This window comes from Streptomyces sp. NPDC001380 (assembly GCF_042895785.1).
Taxonomy (GTDB): domain Bacteria; phylum Actinomycetota; class Actinomycetes; order Streptomycetales; family Streptomycetaceae; genus Peterkaempfera.
Map to the genome: position 1 here is coordinate 152,809 of NZ_JBIAWP010000006.1, position 20,799 is coordinate 173,607.

At 76.9% G+C, this 20,799-nt stretch carries 18 protein-coding genes, 1 pseudogene and 1 riboswitch; of the genes and pseudogenes, 10 read left to right on the forward strand and 9 right to left on the reverse strand.

The window, feature by feature from the left end:
- The first annotated feature begins 133 nt into the window (after positions 1 to 133).
- From pdhA to ACFY07_RS10040, 6 genes are all read left to right on the forward strand, one after another.
- Positions 134 to 1,294 (forward strand): pyruvate dehydrogenase (acetyl-transferring) E1 component subunit alpha, encoded by a 1,161-nt coding sequence (gene pdhA / locus ACFY07_RS10015; RefSeq protein ID WP_390868212.1) that lies wholly within the window; start codon positions 134 to 136, stop codon positions 1,292 to 1,294.
- Positions 1,291 to 2,319, forward strand: coding sequence for an alpha-ketoacid dehydrogenase subunit beta (locus tag ACFY07_RS10020; protein ID WP_390868213.1), 1,029 nt, complete (start codon positions 1,291 to 1,293; stop codon positions 2,317 to 2,319). The genes pdhA and ACFY07_RS10020 overlap by 4 nt, the downstream gene beginning before the upstream one ends.
- A gap of 4 nt (positions 2,320 to 2,323) precedes the next feature.
- On the forward strand, positions 2,324 to 3,739 hold the full coding sequence (locus tag ACFY07_RS10025; protein ID WP_390868214.1) for a dihydrolipoamide acetyltransferase family protein: 1,416 nt from the start codon (positions 2,324 to 2,326) through the stop codon (positions 3,737 to 3,739).
- A gap of 131 nt (positions 3,740 to 3,870) precedes the next feature.
- On the forward strand, positions 3,871 to 4,272 hold the full coding sequence (locus ACFY07_RS10030) for a MerR family transcriptional regulator (RefSeq protein WP_230649188.1): 402 nt from the start codon (positions 3,871 to 3,873) through the stop codon (positions 4,270 to 4,272).
- 128 nt (positions 4,273 to 4,400) lie between these two features.
- Entirely contained in the window at positions 4,401 to 4,727 is a 327-nt protein-coding gene (gene trxA / locus ACFY07_RS10035) for a thioredoxin (protein WP_230649189.1), read from the forward strand.
- Positions 4,728 to 5,121: 394 nt separating this feature from the next.
- Positions 5,122 to 6,972, forward strand: a complete 1,851-nt coding sequence (locus ACFY07_RS10040) for a globin domain-containing protein (RefSeq protein ID WP_390868215.1) — start codon at positions 5,122 to 5,124, stop codon at positions 6,970 to 6,972.
- Between the two features lie 74 nt (positions 6,973 to 7,046).
- Here the strand turns inward: ACFY07_RS10040 and ACFY07_RS10045 are convergent, their stop codons facing one another.
- The 3 genes from ACFY07_RS10045 to ACFY07_RS10055 all read right to left on the reverse strand — a co-directional run bounded on the left by ACFY07_RS10045 (position 7,047) and on the right by ACFY07_RS10055 (position 9,521).
- Positions 7,047 to 7,628: an NUDIX domain-containing protein gene (locus tag ACFY07_RS10045; RefSeq protein ID WP_390868216.1), complete on the reverse strand. Its 582-nt coding sequence runs from the start codon at positions 7,626 to 7,628 to the stop codon at positions 7,047 to 7,049.
- Between the two features lie 158 nt (positions 7,629 to 7,786).
- The gene (locus ACFY07_RS10050; RefSeq protein ID WP_390868217.1) at positions 7,787 to 8,785 is read right to left on the reverse strand and encodes a LysR family transcriptional regulator; all 999 of its coding nucleotides are present in this window, start codon (positions 8,783 to 8,785) and stop codon (positions 7,787 to 7,789) included.
- Positions 8,786 to 9,146: 361 nt separating this feature from the next.
- Positions 9,147 to 9,521, reverse strand: a complete 375-nt coding sequence (locus ACFY07_RS10055; protein ID WP_230649192.1) for a phage holin family protein — start codon at positions 9,519 to 9,521, stop codon at positions 9,147 to 9,149.
- Positions 9,522 to 9,594: 73 nt separating this feature from the next.
- Between ACFY07_RS10055 and ACFY07_RS10060 the strand changes: the two genes are divergently transcribed.
- The 3 genes from ACFY07_RS10060 (at position 9,595) to ACFY07_RS10070 (ending at position 11,241) form a co-directional block, all read left to right on the forward strand.
- On the forward strand, positions 9,595 to 9,912 hold the full coding sequence (locus tag ACFY07_RS10060) for a cupin domain-containing protein (protein ID WP_390868305.1): 318 nt from the start codon (positions 9,595 to 9,597) through the stop codon (positions 9,910 to 9,912).
- A gap of 237 nt (positions 9,913 to 10,149) precedes the next feature.
- Positions 10,150 to 10,848 carry a thiaminase II gene (tenA, locus tag ACFY07_RS10065; protein WP_390868218.1) on the forward strand — a complete coding sequence of 233 codons (699 nt, stop codon included), beginning with the start codon at positions 10,150 to 10,152 and terminating at the stop codon, positions 10,846 to 10,848.
- 192 nt (positions 10,849 to 11,040) lie between these two features.
- On the forward strand, positions 11,041 to 11,241 hold the full coding sequence (locus ACFY07_RS10070) for a DUF5326 family protein (RefSeq protein ID WP_230649194.1): 201 nt from the start codon (positions 11,041 to 11,043) through the stop codon (positions 11,239 to 11,241).
- Between the two features lie 107 nt (positions 11,242 to 11,348).
- Here the strand turns inward: ACFY07_RS10070 and ACFY07_RS10075 are convergent, their stop codons facing one another.
- Both ACFY07_RS10075 and ACFY07_RS10080 read right to left on the reverse strand, forming a co-directional pair.
- Positions 11,349 to 12,830 (reverse strand): SPFH domain-containing protein, encoded by a 1,482-nt coding sequence (locus ACFY07_RS10075; RefSeq protein WP_390868219.1) that lies wholly within the window; start codon positions 12,828 to 12,830, stop codon positions 11,349 to 11,351.
- A gap of 147 nt (positions 12,831 to 12,977) precedes the next feature.
- Positions 12,978 to 13,178, reverse strand: coding sequence for a hypothetical protein (locus tag ACFY07_RS10080; protein ID WP_390868220.1), 201 nt, complete (start codon positions 13,176 to 13,178; stop codon positions 12,978 to 12,980).
- A 179-nt stretch (positions 13,179 to 13,357) separates the two neighbouring features.
- A riboswitch (TPP riboswitch) is annotated at positions 13,358 to 13,468 on the forward strand.
- On the opposite strand from ACFY07_RS10080, the pseudogene thiC reads away from it, so the two are divergent.
- A pseudogene (gene thiC / locus ACFY07_RS10085) lies at positions 13,462 to 15,302 on the forward strand (phosphomethylpyrimidine synthase ThiC). (Overlaps the previous riboswitch by 7 nt.)
- Before the next feature lie 393 nt (positions 15,303 to 15,695).
- Here the strand turns inward: thiC and ACFY07_RS10090 are convergent.
- The 4 genes from ACFY07_RS10090 to ACFY07_RS10105 form a co-directional block, all read right to left on the reverse strand.
- On the reverse strand, positions 15,696 to 16,778 hold the full coding sequence (locus ACFY07_RS10090; RefSeq protein ID WP_390868221.1) for a MerR family transcriptional regulator: 1,083 nt from the start codon (positions 16,776 to 16,778) through the stop codon (positions 15,696 to 15,698).
- Between the two features lie 146 nt (positions 16,779 to 16,924).
- Positions 16,925 to 17,953: a hypothetical protein gene (locus ACFY07_RS10095; RefSeq protein WP_390868222.1), complete on the reverse strand. Its 1,029-nt coding sequence runs from the start codon at positions 17,951 to 17,953 to the stop codon at positions 16,925 to 16,927.
- A gap of 240 nt (positions 17,954 to 18,193) precedes the next feature.
- Positions 18,194 to 19,420, reverse strand: a complete 1,227-nt coding sequence (locus ACFY07_RS10100) for a metallophosphoesterase (protein ID WP_390868223.1) — start codon at positions 19,418 to 19,420, stop codon at positions 18,194 to 18,196.
- Positions 19,421 to 19,558: 138 nt separating this feature from the next.
- The gene (locus ACFY07_RS10105) at positions 19,559 to 20,695 is read right to left on the reverse strand and encodes a LacI family DNA-binding transcriptional regulator (RefSeq protein ID WP_390868224.1); all 1,137 of its coding nucleotides are present in this window, start codon (positions 20,693 to 20,695) and stop codon (positions 19,559 to 19,561) included.
- Between the last annotated feature and the right edge of the window lie 104 nt (positions 20,696 to 20,799).

The following is a 20,799-nucleotide window of genomic DNA, read 5'->3' on the forward strand; positions in this document are numbered from 1 at the left end:
GCCAAAGTGAACACACGACCGAACAATCGGTAGGGAAGAAGGCGTGACCTGCGCCACTCGCGGCAGCCGCCGTCCCTCCGGCACCACAGATGCCCCCCGCGTGACCTCCCCACCCCCATGGAGGTGCTCGAAGATGACCGTCCTGGACCAGCAGCCGGACGCCGCCGGCCCCGGCCGGGCGCACCCCGCGCCGCCCCCGTGGCACCCCGGCGCGCAGGCCCCCCGCACCGACCCGGCGCCGCTCCTGCCCGACCCGGCGCCGGTGCGCGCCCTCGGCACCCCCGCCGCCTCCTCCCTCGACCCGGAGCTGCTGCGCGGCCTGTACCGGCGCCTGGTCGCGGGCCGCCGGTACAACCAGCAGGCCACCACCCTCACCAAGCAGGGCCGGCTCGCCGTCTACCCCGCCTCCACCGGCCAGGAGGCCTGCGAGGTCGCCGCCGCGGCCGTGCTCCGCGAGGACGACTGGCTCTTCCCCAGCTACCGCGACACCCTCGCCGTCGTCTCCCGCGGCGTGGACCCCCTGGAGGCGCTGACCCTCCTGCGCGGCGACGCCCACAGCGGCTGGGACCCGGTCCGGTGGCGCACCGCCCCCCTCTCCACCCCCCTCGCCACCCAGCTCCCGCACGCCGTCGGCCTCGCCCACGCCGCCCGGCTGCGCGGCGACGACGTGGTCGCCCTCGCCATGGTCGGCGACGGCGGCACCAGCGAGGGCGACTTCCACGAGGCGCTCAACTTCGCCGCGGTGCTGAACGCCCCCGTCGTCTTCCTCGTGCAGAACAACGGCTACGCCATCTCCGTGCCGCTCGCCAAGCAGTCCGCCGCGCCCACCCTCGCCCACAAGGCCGTCGGCTACGGCGTCCCCGGCCGCCTGGTCGACGGCAACGACGCCGCCGCCGTCCACACCGTCCTCGCCGAGGCCGTCGAGCACGCCCGCTCCGGCCGCGGCCCCGTGCTGGTGGAGGCCGTCACCTACCGCCTCGACCCGCACACCAACGCCGACGACGCCGGCCGCTACCGCGGCGACGACGAGGTCGCCGCCTGGCGCGCGCACGACCCGGTCGCCCTGATGGAGCGCCACCTCCGCGACGCCGGGCTGCTCGACGACGAGGCGGTGCGGCAGGCCGCCGACGCCGCCGAGGAGCTGGCCGCCCGGATGCGCGAGGAGTTCCACGCCGAGCCGAAGCTCGACCCGATGTCCCTCTTCGCCCACGTCTACGCCGAACCCACCCCCCAGCTGCGCGAGCAGGCCGACCAGCTCGCCGCCGAACTCGACGCCGAGGCAGTGGCCCGATGACGACCGCCCCGACCGCCGCCGGAACCGCGCCCGCGCCCGCCGCCCCCGCGGCCACCATGGCGCAGGCCTTCAACACCGCGCTGCGGCACGCTCTGCGCGACGACCCCGCCGTCCACGTCCTCGGCGAGGACGTCGGCACCCTCGGCGGCGTCTTCCGCATCACCGACGGCCTGGCCGCCGAGTTCGGCGACGACCGCTGCACCGACACCCCCCTCGCCGAGGCCGGCATCCTCGGCACCGCCGTGGGCATGGCCATGTACGGGCTGCGGCCCGTCGTCGAGATGCAGTTCGACGCCTTCGCCTACCCGGCCTTCGAGCAGCTCGTCTCGCACGTCGCCAAGATGCGCAACCGCACCGCCGGGCGGATGCCGCTGCCGATCACGATCCGCATCCCCTACGGCGGCGGCATCGGCGGCGTCGAGCACCACAGCGACTCCTCCGAGGCGTACTACGTCCACACCCCCGGCCTGCACGTCGTCACCCCCGCCACGGTCGGGGACGCCTACGGGCTGCTGCGGGCCGCCATCGCCTCCGACGACCCGGTCGTGGTGCTGGAGCCCAAGCGCCTGTACTGGTCCAAGGCCGCCTGGAACCCCGAGGCCCCCGCCGCCGTCGAGCCCCTCGGCCGCGCGGTGCTGCGCCGGCCCGGGACCTCGGCCGTGCTGATCACCTACGGCCCCTCCCTCCCGGTCTGCCTGGAGGCCGCCGAGGCCGCCGCCGCCGAGGGCTGGGACGTCGGCGTCCTCGACCTGCGCAGCCTCGTCCCGTTCGACGACGCGACGGTCTGCGAGGTCGTCCGCGGCGTCGGCCGCGCCGTGGTCGTCCACGAGGCGTCCGGCTTCGCCGGGGTGGGCGCGGAGATCGCCGCCCGCGTCACCGAGCGCTGCTTCCACCACCTGGAGGCGCCGGTGCTGCGCGTCACCGGCTTCGACATCCCGTACCCGCCGCCGATGCTGGAGCGCCACCACCTGCCCGGGGTGGACCGCATCCTCGACGCGCTGGCCCGCCTGCAGTGGGAGGACTGAACCGATGCCCGTGGTGCGCGAGTTCACCCTGCCCGACCTGGGCGAGGGGCTGACCGGGGCCGAGATCATCCGGTGGATGGTGGAGGTCGGCGAGGTCGTCGCCGTCGACCAGCCGGTGGTCGAGGTCGAGACCGCCAAGGCCTCCGTCGAGGTGCCGTGCCCGTACGGGGGCGTGGTCACCGCCCGCTTCGGCGAGCCCGGCGAGGAGGTGCCCGTGGGGGCGCCGCTCGTCACCGTGGCGGTCGCCGCACCGGAGGGCGGCTCCTCCTCCCCCTCCGCGAACGGATCGTCCGCGAACGGCTCGTACGGCAGCGGGTCGTCGGGCAGCGGCTCCGGGGCGGACGGCTCCGGCAACGTCCTGGTCGGCTACGGCACCGCCGGGGGGCACGGCGGGCCCCGGCGCCGCCGGGTCCGCCCGGCCGCGCCCGCGGCGCCCGTACGGACGGCGGCGCTCCCGGCCCCGGCCGGGCCGCCCGCCGCGCCCGCCCCGGCCGCGCCGCCCGCCGCGCCCGCGCGCAGCGGTCCGGTCCCGGTGATCTCGCCGCTGGTCCGCCGCACCGCCCGCGAGCACGGCATCGACCTCGCCTCCCTCACCGGCAGCGGGCCCGACGGCCTCATCCTGCGCGCCGACGTGGCCCGTGCCGTGGCCGCCGCGCAGTCCCCGGCCGCCCCCGCCGCCCCCGTCCCCGTCCCCGCCTCCGCCTCCGGCGACGGCGACGGCGACGAGGTCGTCCCGCTGCGCGGCCTGCGCCGCACGGTCGCCGAGAAGCTGTCCCGCAGCCGCCGGGAGATCCCCGACGCCACCTGCTGGGTCGACGCCGACGCCACGGAACTGCTGGCCCTCAAGGACCGGCTGGCCGCCGGCGCCGGACCGCGGATCGGCCTGCTGCCGCTGCTCGCCCGCATCTGCACCGCCGCCCTCGCCCGCCATCCCGACCTCAACGCGAGCGTGGTCACCGACCCCGACGGCACCCCGACCGCGATCCGCCGCCACCGCGCCGTCCACCTGGGCTTCGCGGCGCAGACCGGGCGCGGCCTGGTCGTGCCGGTGGTCCGCGACGCCCACCGGATGACCACGGAGCAGCTCGCCGCCGAGATGGCCCGGCTGACCGCGGCCGCCCGCGAGGGCACCCTCACCCCGGCCGAGCTCACCGGCGGCACCTTCACCCTCAACAACTACGGCGTCTTCGGCGTCGACGGCTCCACCCCGATCGTCAACCACCCCGAGGCCGCCATGCTCGGTGTGGGCCGGGTCGCCGCCAAGCCGTGGGTGCACGGCGGGGAGCTCGCCGTCCGGCAGGTCACCCAGCTCTCCTTCACCTTCGACCACCGGGTCTGCGACGGCGGAACGGCCGGCGGCTTCCTGCGGTTCGTCGCCGACTGCGTCGAGCAGCCGGGGGAGCTGCTGCGCCACCTCTGAGGCCGCCTCCCGGGGCATCCCCCGTGGCGTCCCCCGGGGCCCGTCCCGGGCATCCCTCCTCTCCGGCTGGCGTTGACGCCGACGTCAAGGTCTACCGTCGGTGCGACGGCACAGCCGGAGAGGAGCGGCCGATGCGGATCGGGGAGCTCGCGGCGCGGGCGGGCACGTCCACCCGCACGCTGCGGTACTACGAGTCGCGCGGACTGATCGGCTCGCGGCGCGCCGTCAACGGGTACCGCGAGTACGACGAGGACGACCTGCGGCAGGTGCGGGAGATCCGCGCCCTGCTGGACTTCGGCTTCGGCCTGGAGGAGACCCGGCCGTTCGTGGAGTGCCTGCGGGCGGGCCACGACGCGGGCGACGCCTGCCCGGCGTCGCTGGAGGTCTACCGGCGCAAGCTGGCCGAGCTGGACGCCTGCATCGACCGCCTCCGGGACGTCCGGGAGCGGCTGCGCCGCCAGCTGGCCGTGGCCGACTCCGCCCACGCGGCACCCGAGCCCCGGTGTGGACTCGCTCCGCACCCGGGCGACTGAGGACGACGGGCCGACGACGGGAGCGGGACATGGTGCACGTGAAGGCAGGGCACGTGAAGGCAGGGCACGGGACGGCGGGGCACGGGGCGGCGGGGCACGGGGCGGCGGGGCACGGGGCGGCGGGGGCGGTGCAGGACGCCGTCCGGACGGTGGTGGACGCGGACTTCGCCGCCGAGGTGCTGGGGTCGGACCTGCCGGTGCTGGTGGAGTTCACGGCGGCCTGGTGCGCGCCGTGCCGGATGATGGCGCCGGTCCTGACGGAGATCGCCGGCGAGGAGGCGGGCCGGCTGCGGGTGGCGGTCCTGGACGTGGACGAGAACCCGGAGACCACGGCGGCGTACGGGGTGCTGTCGATGCCCACGCTCATGGTGTTCCGCGGCGGTGAGCCGGTGCGGTCGCTGGTGGGCGCCCGTCCGAAGCGGCGCCTGCTCCAGGAGCTCGCCGACGTGCTGTGAGCGGACGGCGCGGGGGCGGTCCGGCGCTCCGCCGGGCCGCCCCGCGCGTGCGTGCGGCCGGGGGCGGCGGCCCGTCCGGGCGACGGTGTGCCGGGACGGCGGTGCACCGGGACGGCGGTGCACCGGGACGGCGGTGCACCGGGACGGCGGTGCGGACCGGCCGGGCGCTCCCCGGCCCGGCCGGTCGGCGGGGGCGTCCGCGGCGCGAGGGTAGCGCGCGGAACGTGTGCGCGCCGCAATCTTCCCGCTATTTGTCCGATCAGCTGCGCGGCATGTAAGGCTACGGCACCGGCTGGAATTCCCCCGGACCACGCGGGGGCGTTTTCTGAATTCCGCCGATCGGAACTGGTCAGAATCGAAGAATTGTTTCTGCATTTCGGAGTCGAGGCCGATCATGGAAGCTCTGACGACCGAGCCGCCGCAGCCGGGTCGAGGACAGCCGGACGAGGAGCGGGCAGCCGCGCGGCCCCGGGGGGCCGCCGCCCCGGTCCTGGTACGCGCGGGCGTGGGCTCCACGGCGCCGGCCGCCGTCCCGGGCCTCACCCCGGCCGCCCCCCGGGAGTCGCTGACCGTCATCGAGCTGGCGCCCCCGCCCCCGGCCGCATCCCCGGCCCCCGCCGTCCCGCCCGTGCCCGCCGCGCCCCCGGCGCTCCCCGCCGCGTCCGCCGCCCAGGCCGCACCGCCCCTCCCCGCCGCCCCTCCGGCGGCCGGACCGCCGCCCCCGCCGCCCGTACCGCCGGCCCCGCCGGCCCCGCCCGCCCCCGTGGTGCCGCCGCCCCCGGCCGTGCTCCCGTCCGCCGCCACCCCCGCGCCGGCCCTCCCGCAGCCCCCCACTCCCGCGTCCCCCGCCCCCGTGCCGCCGACCCCCGTGCCGCCGACCCCCGTGCCGCCGCCTCCCGCGCCCCCGGTCCCGGCCGCACCGGCCCTGGTCCACGCCCGGACCGCCGTCCGGCCCCCCATCGAGCCCTTCATCACCCGCGCCCCCGGCCTCAACTGGTCCGGCCCCGGCGACAACTGGAGCCGGGCCTGGGGCACCCCCGTCCTCCCCGCCGCCGCGGCGCCCCCCGCGCCCGGTGCGGCGCTGCCCGCCCTCCGCCCCGCGGCGGCCCGGTCCGCGGGCACCCCCACCCCCCGCGACCTCGACCTCGTCCACGCCTCGCTCGCCGCCCTCGAACCCGTCGCCGAGCGCGCCACCGCCCACTTCTACGCCCTGCTCATCCTCCACCGGCCCGAACTGCGGTCGCTCTTCCCCGCCGCCATGGACGTGCAGCGCGACCGCCTCTTCCGGGCCCTGCTCACCGCCGCCCGCTGCGCCGGCGACCCGGCGGCCCTGGCCCGGTACCTGCACCCCCTCGGCCGCAGCCACCGCCGGTACGGCGCCGCCGCCCAGCACTACGAACCGTTCGGCGCGTGCCTCCTCGCCGCCGTCTCCCGCTACTGCGGCAACCGGTGGGACGCCGAGACCGAGGAGGCCTGGCGCCGGGTGTACGCGCTGATCTCGCACACCATGGCCGAGGGCGCCCGGGAGGCCGCCGCCGCCCCCTCCTGGTGGCACGGCGAGATCGTCGCCCACGAGCAGCGCACCCCCGAGGTCGCGGTCCTCACCGTCCGCCCCGACCAGCCCTACCCCTACCGCGCCGGGCAGTACGCCGCCGTCGAGACGCCCTGGTGGCCCCGGGTGTGGCGCCCCTACTCCCTCGCCTGCGCACCCCGCCCCGACGGGCTGCTCTCCTTCCACGTCAAGGCCGTGCCGGCCGGCTGGGTCAGCAACGCCCTCGTCCACCGCGCCCGGCCCGGCGACGTGCTGCGCCTCGGACCGGCCGAGGGCGGCATGGTCCTCGACCACGGGGGCCCCGGCCGCCTGCTCTGCCTCGGCGGCGGCACGGGCATCGCCCCCGTCCGGGCCCTGGTGGAGGAGGTCGCCGAGCGCGGCTCCGGCGACCGGGAGGTCCAGGTCTTCTACGGCGCCCGCCGCGACGAGGAGCTGTACGAGCTGCAGCCGCTGCTCCGCCTCGCCCGGCAGCACCCGTGGCTCACCGTGCACCCGGTGGTCTCCGACCAGCGCACCCCGGGCACGGCGGGGTCGCTGCCCGACGTGGTGCAGCGCCGCGGACCGTGGGCCGGGTACGACGCCTACCTCAGCGGACCGCCCGCGATGGTCCGCCGCGGCGTCGACGTCCTGCTGCGCTCCGGGGTGCCCGGCGACCGCATCCGGCACGACCTGGGCGCCGCCGCGGGCGCCTGACCCCGGGCCCGCCGCCCGGGGAGGGGCCCGGGCCGCCCGGGAAGGCGCCCGGGCCGGCCGGTCGCGTCCGGGCGTCAGCCCAGGTCGGATGCGAGCAGCGCCCGCACGCCCTCGATGTTCGCCGCCAGGTAGGCCCGCAGCGACGGCGGCACCACGTTCACCGAGGTCACGCCCTCCCGCGTGAACGGCAGCCGGACCACCTCGTACGCGCCGGCCGGCCGCTCGACCTCGGGGCCGTGGCGGCGCGCCGGGTCCATCGACTCCAGCCGGCAGACGAAGAAGTGCTGGACCTTGACCCCGTCCCCGTCCCCGTCGCCGGCGGGCGCGCCGTCCGCCGCGGCCGCGCGCACGGGGTCGCAGCCGCAGTCCGCGCCGCCCGGGGGGACGCCGTGCGGGACGGTGTCGACGAAGGCGGGCACCACGTCGGAGACCTTGCCCCCGACCTCCTCGTCCACCTCCCGGTGCAGCGCGTCCACCACGCTGCGGTCGCCGGGCTCCACGCCTCCGCCCGGGGTGACCCAGTAGGGCGTGCACCCCGGCCGGGTGCGCTTGATCAGGACGATCTCCGCGGGCCCGCCCGGGTCCGCCGGGTCGAGGTCGAGCAGGATGGCGCGGGCGGTGCGCTTCACCACAGGGCGGTGGGCTGCGGAGCCCATGGTCACCTCCGGGCGGCCCCGGTGCGGCGGGGCGGGTCGGGCACGGGCGGGTTCTGCCGCCTGCCGGGGATTCTGCCGCGGACCGCGGACGGCGAAACCCGAACGGACGAGCGGGCTCCGCATGCGGGGACGGCCGCCGCGGGAGCGGCCGCCGGGCCTCACCAGCGGGTCGAGGCCGCGAGGAGCCGGGAGTGGGCCCGGGCGACGGCGGGCCGGTCGAGCGTGCCGGCGCGCACCACGAGGAAGAAGGTCCGCAGCGGCGCCATCGGCGGCTCCAGCAGCACCCGCAGCGTCCCGGCCGCCAGGTCGGGGCCGCACAGGTGCCGGGGCAGCACCGCGATGCCGGCGCCCTCCCGGGCCGCGTTGAGCACGGCCCGCAGGTCGGGCGCGACCAGGGCCGCCGGTACGCCCGGACCGGTGTCGAAGACCGTCGACCAGTACGGCGTGACGAACGGCAGCTCCTCCCCGCAGTCCAGCAGCGGGAGCCGCTCCAGCTCCGCCACCGCCGCCCGGGCCGCGGTCCCCTGCCACGCCGGTCCCCGCCCCGCCGGTCCCTGCCCGGCCCATCCCTGGGCCGTCGCCCCCTGCCCGGCCGCTTCCTGCCCGGCCGCCCCCTGCACGCCCGGTCCCTGCACGGCCGCCGCCCGGGCCCACCGCTCCGCGCCCACCAGCACGTGCTCCTCGTCGTACAGCGGCACGGCGTGGAAGAGGCGGCCGCGCGGCAGCGAGGTGGTGACGGCCAGGTCGTGGGTCGCCGCGGCCAGCCCCGCCAGGGCCTCGTCCCCGTCGGCGGCGGCCAGGCGCACCGCCAGCCCGTCGGCGACCAGGCCGGCGAGGGCCGGGAGCACGTGGGTGGCGCAGAACTCGGCGGGGCCGGCGAGGTGCAGCGTGCGGGCGGCGGGCCCGTCCGCCCCCTGCCCGGTGATCTCGCCCAGCGCGTCCAGGTGGGGGGCGACCCGGTGGGCGAGCTCGTCGGCGACCCCGGTGGGCGCGACCCCGCGCGGCTGGCGGAGGAAGAGGGGGCGGCCGAGCTGGCGTTCGAGGGACCGGATCTGTCCGGTGACGGCGGGCTGGGAGAGCCCCAGCAGCTGGGCGGCGCGGGTGATCGACCCTGCCCGGTGGACCGTGAGGAAGGTCCGGAGCAGCGCCAGGTCCACTGCCGCCCACCTCCCCTCCCGGACGCGACGGCCGACCGATGCATCATCAGGGGCACCGCACGCCGGGAGAAGTGCGCGCGCGGCCGGGGCCGCAGAATGACCGAAACCGGGTGCCTGGCCGACCGGGGACGTCCGCACCGCGAAACATAAATATGTCGATAGCTCCGCTGCCGGACGGTGATTGGACACCACCGGGCAGCCGACTACCTTTGTTCCCGTCGCTCCCCGTGCGCCGGACGGCGCGGGACAGGGGGCCGGGGAACGGCGGGCGGGCGGCTGGAGCCACGAGGGGGGAGGCTCCAACCGTCCGCTGCACCGCGTGCCCGGCGGGGCCGGGCCGCCGGGGCCCGGCCGTCGCGGCTCAGTCGTCGCCGAAGGCCAGGTTGAGCCCCCAGGACACGATGCTGATGATCAGCGATCCGAGCAGCGCCGACCAGAAGCCCTCCACGTGGAAGTCGAGCTCCAGCTGGTCCGAGGCCCACGACGTCAGCCAGAGCATCAGCGCGTTGATCACAAAGGTGATCAGTCCGAGGGTGAGGACGAACAGCGGCAGCGACAGCAGCCGCACCAGCGGCTTGATCAGCCCGTTCACGAGGCCGAAGACCAGCGCCACCAGCACCGCGGTGAGGATCTTCTGCCCGGTCGAGCCGCCGGAGAGGACGATCCCGTCCACGATCCAGGCCGCGACCCAGATGGCGGCGGCGTTGATCAGCGTCTTGACGACGAAACTCTTCATGGCGGTGATCGTTGCAGCAGAGGCGCCCCACCGGAAGCTCCACGCGCCCGGCGCTGGTGTTGAATACCCCCTTGTGAAGCTCTTCCGGCTGGACGACCTGGACGCCGAACGCGCCGCCCACCAGGGCGCATACCTGCGCTTCCTCCGCGAGCGCCACATGTCGGCGGGCCTCTACGCCCTCTCGCCGGGCGACACCGACACCCAGCAGCCGCACGAGCAGGACGAGGTCTACGTCGTCGTCAGCGGCCGGGCCTGCCTCACGGTCGGCGACGAGACCGCCGTCGTCGCCCGCGGCTGCGTCGTCCACGTGCCCGCCGGCGTCCCGCACCGCTTCCACCACATCACCGAGGAGCTGCGGGTCCTGGTGGTCTTCTCCCCGCCCGAGGACTGACCCGGCCCCTGCCCGGCGCCCGCCTGCCCGCAGCCGGCCGGTCCGTTCCGGCCCCTGACCGCACCGGCCCGGCCGCATGGCCCCTGACCGCATCGGCCCGGCCGCACGGCCCCTGACCGTACCGGCCCCTGACCGCACCGGCCCCTGACCGCACAGTTCACGACCGCACAGTTCACGACCGCACGGTCCACGACCGCACCGGCCCGACCGCACGGTCCACGACCGAACAGGACCCCCATGGCAGCGCAGCACCCCGCCCCCGCCGACCGGAGGCGGTCCTTCACCGAGCAGCTCTGGGCGGCCGCCGAACCGGTCTACGCGGCTGTCCTCGACCACCCCTTCCTCGCCGGCCTCACCGACGGCACCCTGCCCCATGCCGCCTTCCGCCACTTCGTCGTGCAGGACTCCCACTACCTCCGCGACTACGCCCGCGCCCTGGCGGTGTGCGCGGCCAAGGCCCCCACCGAGGAGGACGTGCGGGCGCTCGCCGAGGACGCCGTCGGCGCCGTCGCCGCCGAGCAGTCGATGCACGCCGACTTCATGGCCGCCCTCGGCTCCGACGCCGCCCGGGCCGCCGCCGAACCCGTCCTGCCCACCACCCGCGCCTACACCAGCTACCTGCTCGCCACCGCGTACGGCGGCTCCTTCGCGGAGGCCCTCGCCGCCGTGCTGCCCTGCTACTGGATCTACGCCCGGGTCGGCGAGCGCCTCCTCGCCGCCTCCTCGCCGGACCCGCTCTACGCCCGCTGGATCGCCGTCTACGGCGACGAGGCGTTCCAGGGCGTCGTGCGCCGGGTGCTGGCCCTCGCCGACCGGGTGGGGGAGGGGCTCTCCGACGCCGAGCGGGAGCGCGCGGCCGCGCACTTCACCACGACCGCCCGGTACGAGTGGATGTTCTGGGACGCCGCCTGGCGCGGCGAGTCCTGGCCGGTCTGAGACCCGTCCCCCGGGCCGCCGGCGCCCCTCCCCGGGGTCGTCCCCGAGGCGCCGGGTCAGGGGTCCCTCCGGGTCTTCTCCGGGCTGCGGGCCCTCGTTCCGGCAGCTCGGCGCCCGTACGATCGAAGAGTCCAGGGAGGACGGGACACGGCGTCGCAGGGAGCCGGTCCGAGGGGAGAGAAGGTAACGGACATGGCCGAGTTCTGGAAGTCGCTGCCCGGCTGGGTGCGCAACGTCGTGGTCCCGATCATCGTCCTGGTCGTGGCCTGGAAGGTCCTGTGGGCCGTGCTCGGGGCGGTCCTCGGCCTGCTGTCGTTCCTGGTGTCGGCCCTGGTGCTGGTGGGCATCGCCGCCGCCGTGGTGATCCTGGTCAAGAAGGCCGTCAAGAGCTAGCGGGGGGCGACGGCCCGGCGCCCGCACACCTGCGCGGTGTGCGGGCGCCGTCGTGTGCGCGGTGCGGTCCGCGGCGGGCGCACGGCCCGCCGCGGACCGCGGACGGGTCAGTGCCCCCGCGGCTCCCCGCCGTCCACCGGAACCGCCTGCGCCGGCACCGGCCGGCCCTCCTCCGGCGCGCCCGTCGCGGCCGGGGAGCCGTTCAGGGAGCCCAGCAGCTGCCGGGCCAGTCCCAGCCCCGTGCCGCCCATGGTGAGCGCCTTGGCGAGCAGCTCCGACACCCCGTCGGCGCCGTTCAGCACCACCATGTGGTCGACGCTGCCGAACGCCCCCGCCGCGGCGGCGACGATCTCCGGCCAGTCCTCGGCGAGCTGCTGGGCGACCACGGCCTCCTGGTTCTCCGCCAGCGCCGCCGCCCGCGCCTTGATCGCCTCGGCCTCGGCGAGGCCCTTGGCCTGGGCCGCCTCCGCCTCGGCGAGGCCCTTGGCCCGGGACGACGCCGCCTCCGCCTCACCGGTGGCCCGGGTGGCCTCGGCCGCGGCCAGGCCGCGCGCCCGGGTGGCCTCCGCCTCGGCGGCCGCGGCGGTCTTGACGCGGGTGGCCTCGGCGGCCGCCCGCAGCTCCGTCTCCTGGGCCTGCGCCTGCGCGGCGGAGATCCGGGCGTCGCGCTCCGCCTCCGCCAGGGTGCGGGTCTGGTAGGCCTTGGCGTCGGCGGGCTTGCGCACGTCCGCCTGGAGCTGCTGCTCGCGCCGCTTCGCCTCCAGCTCCGCCACCCGGGTCTCCTGGACGACGACCTCCTGGCGGGCCGCGGCGTCCGCGAGCGGACCGGCCTGCCGGGACTCCGCCGAGGCCTTGTCCCGCTCGGCCTGGTAGCCGGCCTGCTGGATCTCGCTGTTGCGGACGGCCTCCGCCTTCCGGGCGGCGGCCTCCTGCTCGGCCTCGGTCGCCGCCCGGTCGGCGGCGGCCTGCGCGATCCGCGCGTCCCGCTGCACCGCGGCGGCGTGCGGTGCGGCGAGGTTCTTGATGTACCCGGTCGGGTCCAGGATCTCCTGGATCTGCAGCGAGTCGATGATCAGGCCGAGCTTCTCCATCTCGGTGCCCGACGCGGCCCGGGTCTCCCCGGTCAGCCGGTCCCGGTCGCGGATCATGTCCTCGACCGTCAGACCGCCCACGATGGACCGCAGGTGGCCGGCGAAGACGTTGTGCACCCGCTGGCTCATCTGCTTCTGCTGGTCCAGGAAGCGGCGGGCGGCGTTGGCGATCGACACCATGTCGTCGCCCACCTTGAAGATGACCACGCCGCGCACCCGCACCGGGATGCCCTGGCCGGTCACGCACTCCACGTCCAGGTCGGCCTCGTTGAGGTCGAGCGACAGCTTGCGCACCGCCTGCACGCCCGGCATCACCAGGGTGCCGCGCCCGGTGACGATCCGGAAACCCATGCCCTCGCCCAGGCCCTCGGTCTTGTGCTTCGAGCCCGAGATGACCAGCGCCTCGTTCGGCTCGGCCACCCGCCACATCAGCTTGAAGATCCCGACCACGAGCGCGAGAGCTGCGACGGCCACAGCCGCCACGACGCCGACGACCATCGGCGCATCCCCCCTTCGAACCGTCCGCGCCCGTGGCTGCACGGTCGGCAGGGACGCGCGGGACGCGGCGGCGAGAGCGAGTGTGCGCCTGCGGCGGAACGGTTGGGAAGCGCTTCCGCGAAGTCCAGAGGATCTCTTGAGGAACGGTCAGCCGTAGGCGGGCGCCACGTACACCGTCCGCGGCGGCTGGTACTCGACGACCACCACCTGCGTGCCCACGGTGATCCGCTCTCCCGGGTCGGCGGGCAGGGCCAGGAACGCCTCCGCGCCGCCCCGGACGGCCACCATCACCTCGCCGACCAGCCCCGGACCCACCGTCCCGGTCACCCGGCCCTGCAGCCCCACCATCCGGACCACCCCCTGCGACGAGGGTAGGGCCTGCGGCCCCGTCCGGCGCCTGCGGTGCCCGGGCCGCAGCCTGCGCCGGGGCCGCAGCCGGAGGCGTGCACGGCTCGGGCGCCGGGGCCCGGGGCCGCGCCGGCGCGCCCTGGCGGTCCGCGCCGCGGCCCCGCTACGGTTGCCCCGTCTGATGCAGACGCGGGAGCTCGGGGCACCGGGCTGAGAGGGCGCTGACGCCGCGCCGACCGCAGAACCTGACCGGGTAATGCCGGCGTAGGGAGCAGCTGGTCCCATGACCACGAACGAAGCACGGCACGACGCTGTCCGCAGCGGGTACCCCACCCCCGCCTGGCGCAAGGCGTACCGCACCGGATCACGCCCCGACCTGCGGGTCCCGTACCGCGAGGTCCACCTCACCGACGGCACCACCGTGCCGCTCTACGACACCTCCGGACCCCGCACCGGCCCCGCCTTCGAGGCCGGCGTGCGGTGCGGCCTGCCCGCCCTGCGCGACCTGTGGGTCCGGGAGCGCGGCGACGTGGAGGAGTACGACGGCCGCGCGCCCCGGCCCGAGGACGACGGCCCGAGCCGCACCGCCGCCCGCGGCAGCCCGCACGGCCCCGCCGCCGTCCTCCCCGGCCGGCCCCGCCGCCCGCTGCGCGGGCGGGGCGGCGCGGCGGTCACCCAGCTCGCGTACGCCCGCCGGGGCGTCGTCACCCCGGAGATGGAGTTCGCCGCCCTGCGGGAGGGCGTGGAACCGGAGTCCGTCCGCGACCGGGTCGCCCGCGGGCGGGCCGTCGTCCCCGTCAACGTCAACCACCCCGAGTCCGAGCCGTGCGTCATCGGCACCGACTTCCTCGTGAAGGTCAACGCCAACATCGGCAACTCCGCCGTCGCCTCCTCCGTCGAGGAGGAGGTGGAGAAGATGACGTGGGCGACCCGCTGGGGCGCCGACACCGTCATGGACCTCTCCACGGGCCGCGGCATCCACACCACCCGCGAGCGGATCCTGCGCAACTCCCCGGTCCCCGTCGGCACCGTGCCCCTCTACCAGGCCCTGGAGAAGGCCGGCGGCCGCCCCGAGGAGCTGACCTGGGAGCTGTACCGGGACACCGTCGTCGAGCAGTGCGAGCAGGGCGTCGACGACATGACCGTCCACGCCGGGGTGCTGCTCCGGCACGTGCCGCTGACCGCCCGCCGCCGCACCGGCATCGTCTCGCGCGGCGGCTCGGCCATGGCGGCCTGGTGCCTGGCCCACCGTCAGGAGAACTTCCTGTACACCCGCTTCGAGGAGCTCTGCGACATCCTCCGCGCCTACGACGTCACCTTCTCCCTCGGTGACGGCCTGCGCCCCGGCTCCGTCGCCGACGCCAACGACGAGGCCCAGCTCGCGGAGCTGCGCACCCTCGGCGAGCTCGGCCGGACCGCCCGCGCCCGCGACGTCCAGGTGATGGTCGAGGGCCCCGGGCACGTCCCCCTGCACCTCATCAAGGAGAACGTGGACCTGCAGCGCGAGCTCTGCGACGACGCGCCCTTCTACACCCTCGGCCCGCTCACCACCGACGTCGCCCCCGGCTACGACCACATCACCTCCGGCATCGGCGCCGCCATGATCGCCTGGTGGGGCACGGCCATGCTCTGCTGCGTGACCCCGAAGGAGCACCTGGGCCTGCCCGACCGCGACGACGTGAGGACCGGTGTGATCACGTACAGGATCGCCGCCCACGCCGCCGACCTGGCCAAGGGCCACCCCGGCGCCCGCGCCTGGGACGACGCGCTCTCCGACGCCCGGTTCGCCTTCCGCTGGGAGGACCAGTTCGACCTGGCCCTCGACCCGGGGACCGCCCGCGCCTTCCACGACGAGACCCTCCCCGCCGAGCCCGCCAGGACCGCCCACTTCTGCTCGATGTGCGGGCCGAGGTTCTGCTCGATGAGGATCAGCAGGGGCATCCGTGAGGAGCACGGCGACGCCGCCGCCCCGCCGGAGTGCGACGAGGCGGCCGCCGGGGCGTGAAGGACGGGTCCGGGGAGTCCGCGGCCCGGGGCGGCCGGGACCGCCTGCCGACGCCCGGCCGGCGGACCGGCGGGCGCCGTCCCGAGGGTCACGGTCCCGCCCAGGGCCGGGTGCCGTAGGGCGCACGCCCCTCGGCGTCGAGGGCGGACCCCGGCGGTCCGGGCGGCTGCACCGCGCCGCCGGACCGGTGTCGCAGGACGCCCCGGGACGCACCGTCCCGGGGCGCCGTGCGCGGGACCCGGACCCCCACGGGGATCGACGGGCGCGAAGGCGGGGACCTCCTGCCGCGCGTACCGGAGGTGCGTGGCCGGGGTGTCCTCGGGGGCGTTCGAGCCGGTCCCCCGGGGGCCCCGCCCCCGGCGGGGAGGAGGCGCGCGCCGCGCGTCGGCCCTCCCCGCCGGGGGCGGTGTTCCACGTGGAACATCACCCCCGACGGTGCGCTGCCCGACCGGCGGTCACAGCGGTCACAGCGGTCACAGCGGTCCCGGCGGTCCCGGCGGTGCGCTCTCCGGTCAGGCGGCCGCCGCCTCCAGGACGTCCGCCACCGCGCAGGCGACGTTGTCCGGACCGCCGCGGCGCACGGCCAGGTCCACCAGCTCGTCGGCCGCCCGGTCCGCGTCGGGTGCGCCGGTCAGCACACGGCGCAGCTCGCCCTCGGCCACCACGGTGGACAGGCCGTCGGAGCAGAGCAGGTAGCGGTCCCCGGCGCGGGCCGCGTGGAGCGACAGGTCGGGCCGGGGGTCGCCGGTCCCCGTCAGCGCGCGGACCAGCAGCGCGCGCTGCGGGTGGGAGGCGGCCTCCTCCGGGGTGAGTCGTCCCTCGTCCACCAGCGACTGCACGTGGGTGTGGTCGTGGGTGACCAGGAACAGGCCGCCGTCGCGCAGCAGGTAGGCGCGGGTGTCGCCGATGTGGACCAGCGCCAGTTCCGAACCGGACCAGAGCACGGCGGTGAGCGTGGTGCCCAGCCCCTCCAGGCCGGGGTCGGCGGCCGCCAGCGCGCGCAGCTCCGCGTCGGCGCGCCGGACGGCCTCCGCCAGTCCGCCCAGCAGGTCGCCCTCGGGCAGCCCGTCCTCGAACGGCCTGAGGGCCTCGACGGCGGCGGCACTCGCCAGGCCGCCGCCCCGGGCGCCCATGCCGTCGGCGACGGCGGCCAGGCGGCGGCCGGCGTAGGCGGTGTCCTGGTTGCTCGCGCGGACCAGGCCCCGGTGGGAGCGGGCGGCGAGGCGGACGGTCAGCGGGGTGTGCGTGTCGGCCACGGTGGTGGTCCTTCCCGACAGGTGGTCGACGAGGAAGGCGGCGATCCCCTGCCGGGCCGCGGTGTCGGCCACGACCTGCTCCCAGTACGCGGCCACCTCGCGGGCGGCCGCGGCGGGCTCCAGGTCGCACACGGTGCGGATGCGGGCCAGCGGCATGCCGAGCCGCCGCAGCCACGCCACCAGCCGGGCGCGCTCCAGCTGCTCCGGGCGGTAGAGCCGGTACCCGGAGGCGGGGTCGACGTGCGCGGGCGGCAGCAGGCCGAGTCCGTCGTACAGGCGCAGCGCCTTGGGTGACAGCCCCGCCGCCCTGGCGAACGCCCCGATCGTCATCAGCTCCATCACGCCCTCCTCGTGCCGGGCGGGCCGCCCGGTGCGCCCGATGCTCCGGCCTGCCCCAGGGGCAGGGTCAACACGGAGGCGGGGCCGTCCTGCCAGGAGTGGCCGTCCCGCGAGGCGTGGCCGTCCCGGGAGGCGGGGCCGCCGGGTCAGGCGCGGCCGCGGCCGGGCCCGCCGCCGTCGGTCCCGTCGTAGTCGGGGCTGGTGAAGTCCGGTGAGGTGAAGTCGGGACCGGTGAAGTCCGGGCCGGCGAAGTCGGGGGAGGAGAACTCGGGGGAGGAGAAGCTGGGCCGGGAGTAGTCGGGCGAGGAGAAGGGCGCCCGGCCGGGCGCGTCCCCGCGGACCCGCCCCGGGGTGGGCTCCGGCCCGGGGCTGGTGAAGCCGGGGCTGGTGAAGCCGAGCCGGGGGCGCTCGCGGACCAGGCTGACGCCGCCCGGGGCCGCCGCCCCGGGACCGGATCCGGGACCGGCCGCGGGTCCGGCGGGCCCGTCGTACCCGGTGCTCCCCGGGGCCCCGGCGGGCGCCTCGGGCCCGCCGGGCGCGCCGTCCAGGACGGACAGCAGGTAGGGCACCACGCCGCGGTCCCGCAGCGCCGTCCGCCAGGCGTCCTTCGCGCCCGCCAGCTCGGCGTACAGCTCCGGGTCCTGGCCGTCCGGCGGGGTCGAGCCGTCCCGCAGGGCGGTGAGCAGCAGGCCGACGATCCCGGCGACCATGGCGACGGCGCCGACCGCGAGGGAGACCCAGCCGGCGGTGACCAGCGACCGGGCGAACGCCAGGTCCGGGTCGGCCGCGCGCAGGCCGTAGCCGAGCAGCAGGAAGATGAGGGCGGCGGCCCAGGCGAGGATCGGCGCGAGCACGCCCATCACCGGCACGGCCCCGGCCCCGGCCCCGTCCGCCCCCGCGCCGCGGCCGTCCGCCGGGCCCCCGGCCCCGCCGCGCGGCGCGGCGGCGGACTCACGGACCCGGTCGCGCAGGGCGGTGTAGAGGCCGTACTCGCCGGCGGCCGCGTCGGCGACGCCGGCCGCGGCGGCGAGCGCCCGGGTGCGCAGCTGCTCGGCGTTGAGCGGCGCGCCGGGGGTCCGGAGCGCGTGGCGGACGGCGTCGGTGTGCAGTGCCTCGTCCAGGACCCGTTCGAAGTCGGGCCGGTCCTCGGGCCGCAGGTGCGGAGCGGTGTTCAATCTGGCCCCCGGTTGCTCCGTCGGTCCGTCAGGAGGGTGGGTGGTCCGCCCGTCGCGGTGTCCCGCCCGTCGCGGTGTCCCGGGGGACGCGGTGCGGGCGCGGTGCGCCGCGGACCGGTGTGCGGCGGTCGCCCCGGGGACGGGTGGTCCGCCGGGGTCTCGACGGGTGTCTCGATGGTAGGGCCGGGGACTGACGGGTTGACAGCCTGTTTCAGGAACTTCGGGCCCCGCCGGGCGGAATCATCCGCTCCGCTCCTCCGCCCGGTGCAGCGGGAGCCGGGCGACCAGCAGTCTGCCGTCCATGGTGACGCCGCCGTCCATGGCGACGGCGAGGTCGTCGGCGTAGACGTGCGGTCCGGTGACCCGGTCCGGCGCGCCGCCGTCCTCGGCGCGGGCGTCGCCGGTGAGGTAGGGGATGGGGCTGTGGCCGTGGACGACGCGCTCCCCGCCGTAGGCGCCGAGGAGCTCCTCCACCGCGAGGGGCCCGGCCTCGCCGCGGAAGGCGAACCGCTTGGTGAAGCGGCGGAAGCACTCCCACCACTCGTCGGCGTCGTCGGAGGCGAGCAGCTCGTGGACGGTGTCGTTGACCTCGTCGACGGAGGCGCCGTACTCCAGGTAGGCCGTGGTGTCGGAGTGCAGCAGCAGGTGGCCGTCCTCGACGGTGAGGGCGGGCAGCCGGGAGAGCCAGCTGACGTGGTGCGGCTCCAGGCGGTCCATGTCCTGCTGCTGGCCGCCGTTGAGGCGCCACGCGGCGAGGAAGGACGCGGTTCCGGCGCCGGACTGCACGGGGTCGTCCCCCCAGCGGTGGGCGCCGAGCAGCAGCAGTTCGTGGTTGCCCATCAGGGCGCGGCAGTAGCCGCCCGCGGCGGCGGCCTCGGCGGCGAGCTGCATCACCAGGTCGATGACGCCGATGCCGTCCGGGCCGCGGTCGGTGAAGTCGCCGAGGAACCAGACCCGGGCGCGGCCGGCCGTCCAGTGCCCCTCGGCGTCGACGAGGCCCTGCTCCCGCAGGGCGGCGAGGAGCTCGTCGAGGTAGCCGTGGACGTCGCCGACGACGTAGAGCGGGCCGGTGCCGGTGTCGGCCCCGTCCCGGTCGGGCCCGGCGGCGGCCGCGGGCCCGCCGCCGAGGGGGACGGCGCCGAGCGGGGCACCCAGGTCGAGGGTCGGAGGGTCGGCGGGGGGCGCCTCGCCGAGGACCGCCCCGGCCGGGCGCGCGCCCGCACCGGCGCCGGTCTCGAACCAGCCCCGGACGGACGGGGGCGCGGGGTCCTCCACGTGGAGGGAGGCGGCGACGGGACCTCCGTGCCCGGGGCCGCCGTGCTCCGGACGGCCGGGCTCCGCCCACGGCCGCTGCGGACCGCCGCGGACGCCGCCCTCGTGCCCGTACGCCAGGGGGTCGAGGGCCATGCGGGCGCGGGGGCCTGTCTCGGGCAGCTCAGGCCCGGGGAAGCGGTCCTCGGGTGTCATCCGCCCATCATAGGAAGACGGGTATCCCGGCGTCCGCACCTGGGCCGCATCCGCGGGCCCCGGCTTGCGGTGCCGTCCGGAGCGGCGGACCGGTTCGTCCGGTACGGGCGTTTGGCCGGAGTCCCTGCCGGACGTGGCTCAGCCCTCGTCCGGCGTGCGGGGCGGGCTGACGGTGGTGCGGGGGCTGCGGCGCTGCGAGGACGCCCGGACGATCAGTTCGGTGGGCATGAGCTGTCCGGGCGGCTGCCCGGCCGTCCCGTCCGCGCGGCTCCCTCCGGGCTGCTGCCCGCGCACCCCCTCGATGGCGTCGATCAGCAGGTTGACCACGGTGGTGCCGATGTTCCGCGGCTTGAGGGAGAGCGTGGTGATGGGCGGCTCGGTGGCGGCGTACACGTCGCTCTCGCTGCAGCAGACGAGCAGCAGGTCCTCGGGCACGCGCAGCCCGTACCGGCGTGCGGCGGCCAGCAGGTCGGTGCCGTTGGGGTCGAAGAGGCCGTACACGGCGTCGGGCCGGTCGGGGCGGGCCAGCAGCCGGTCCGCGGCGACGGCGCCCGCGGCGGGGTCGTGTGCCGGGTAGGTCTCGTGGACGGGCTCCTGGCCGATCTTGGCGCACCACGAGAGGTACGCCTCGGTGCTCAGCCGGGTGTAGGTGTCGGTGCTGGTGCCGGTGAGGAGGCCGATGCGGCGGGCGCCGGCCCCGGAGAGGTGGTCGAGGATGCCGAGCACGGCGGCCTCGTGGTCGTTGTCCACCCACGCGGTGACGGGGCAGTTGCCGGGCTTGCCGTCGCTCACCACAGGCACGCCCTGCCGGTGCAGCTCGGCCACGAGCGGGTCGTGGTCGGAAGGGTCGATGACGACCGTGCCGTCGAGGGCGACGTTGCCCCAGACGTCGTGCCGGGAGGAGGCGGGGAGCACCACGAGGGCGTAGCCGCGGTTGAGCGCCGCCGAGGTGGCCGCGCGGGCCATCTCGGCGAAGTAGGCGAACTCGGTGAAGGTGAAGGGCTCCTCGCCGTAGGTGGTCACGGTGAGTCCGAGCAGGCCGGACCGGCCCGTCCGCAGGGTGCGGGCTGCGGCGGACGGGCGGTAGCCCAGCCGCTCGGCGACCTCGCGCACCCGGGTGCGGGTCTCCTCGGGCAGGCGGCCCTTGCCGTTCAGGGCGTCGGAGACGGTGGTGATCGACACGCCGGCCGCGGCGGCGACGTCCCGGATCCCGGCACGTTCCAGCCGCCGGGGGCGGGGAGGCCGACGGCCGCTCTGGTTGGCTGCTGCTGTCATGGCGGACCGATCGTATGGCGCGCCACCACTGATGGTGAGCAGGCCGTCACAAAGCGTCGGAGATAGGTTTCTCCATGAACGCAAACGTCTCTCTTCCTTCGAAG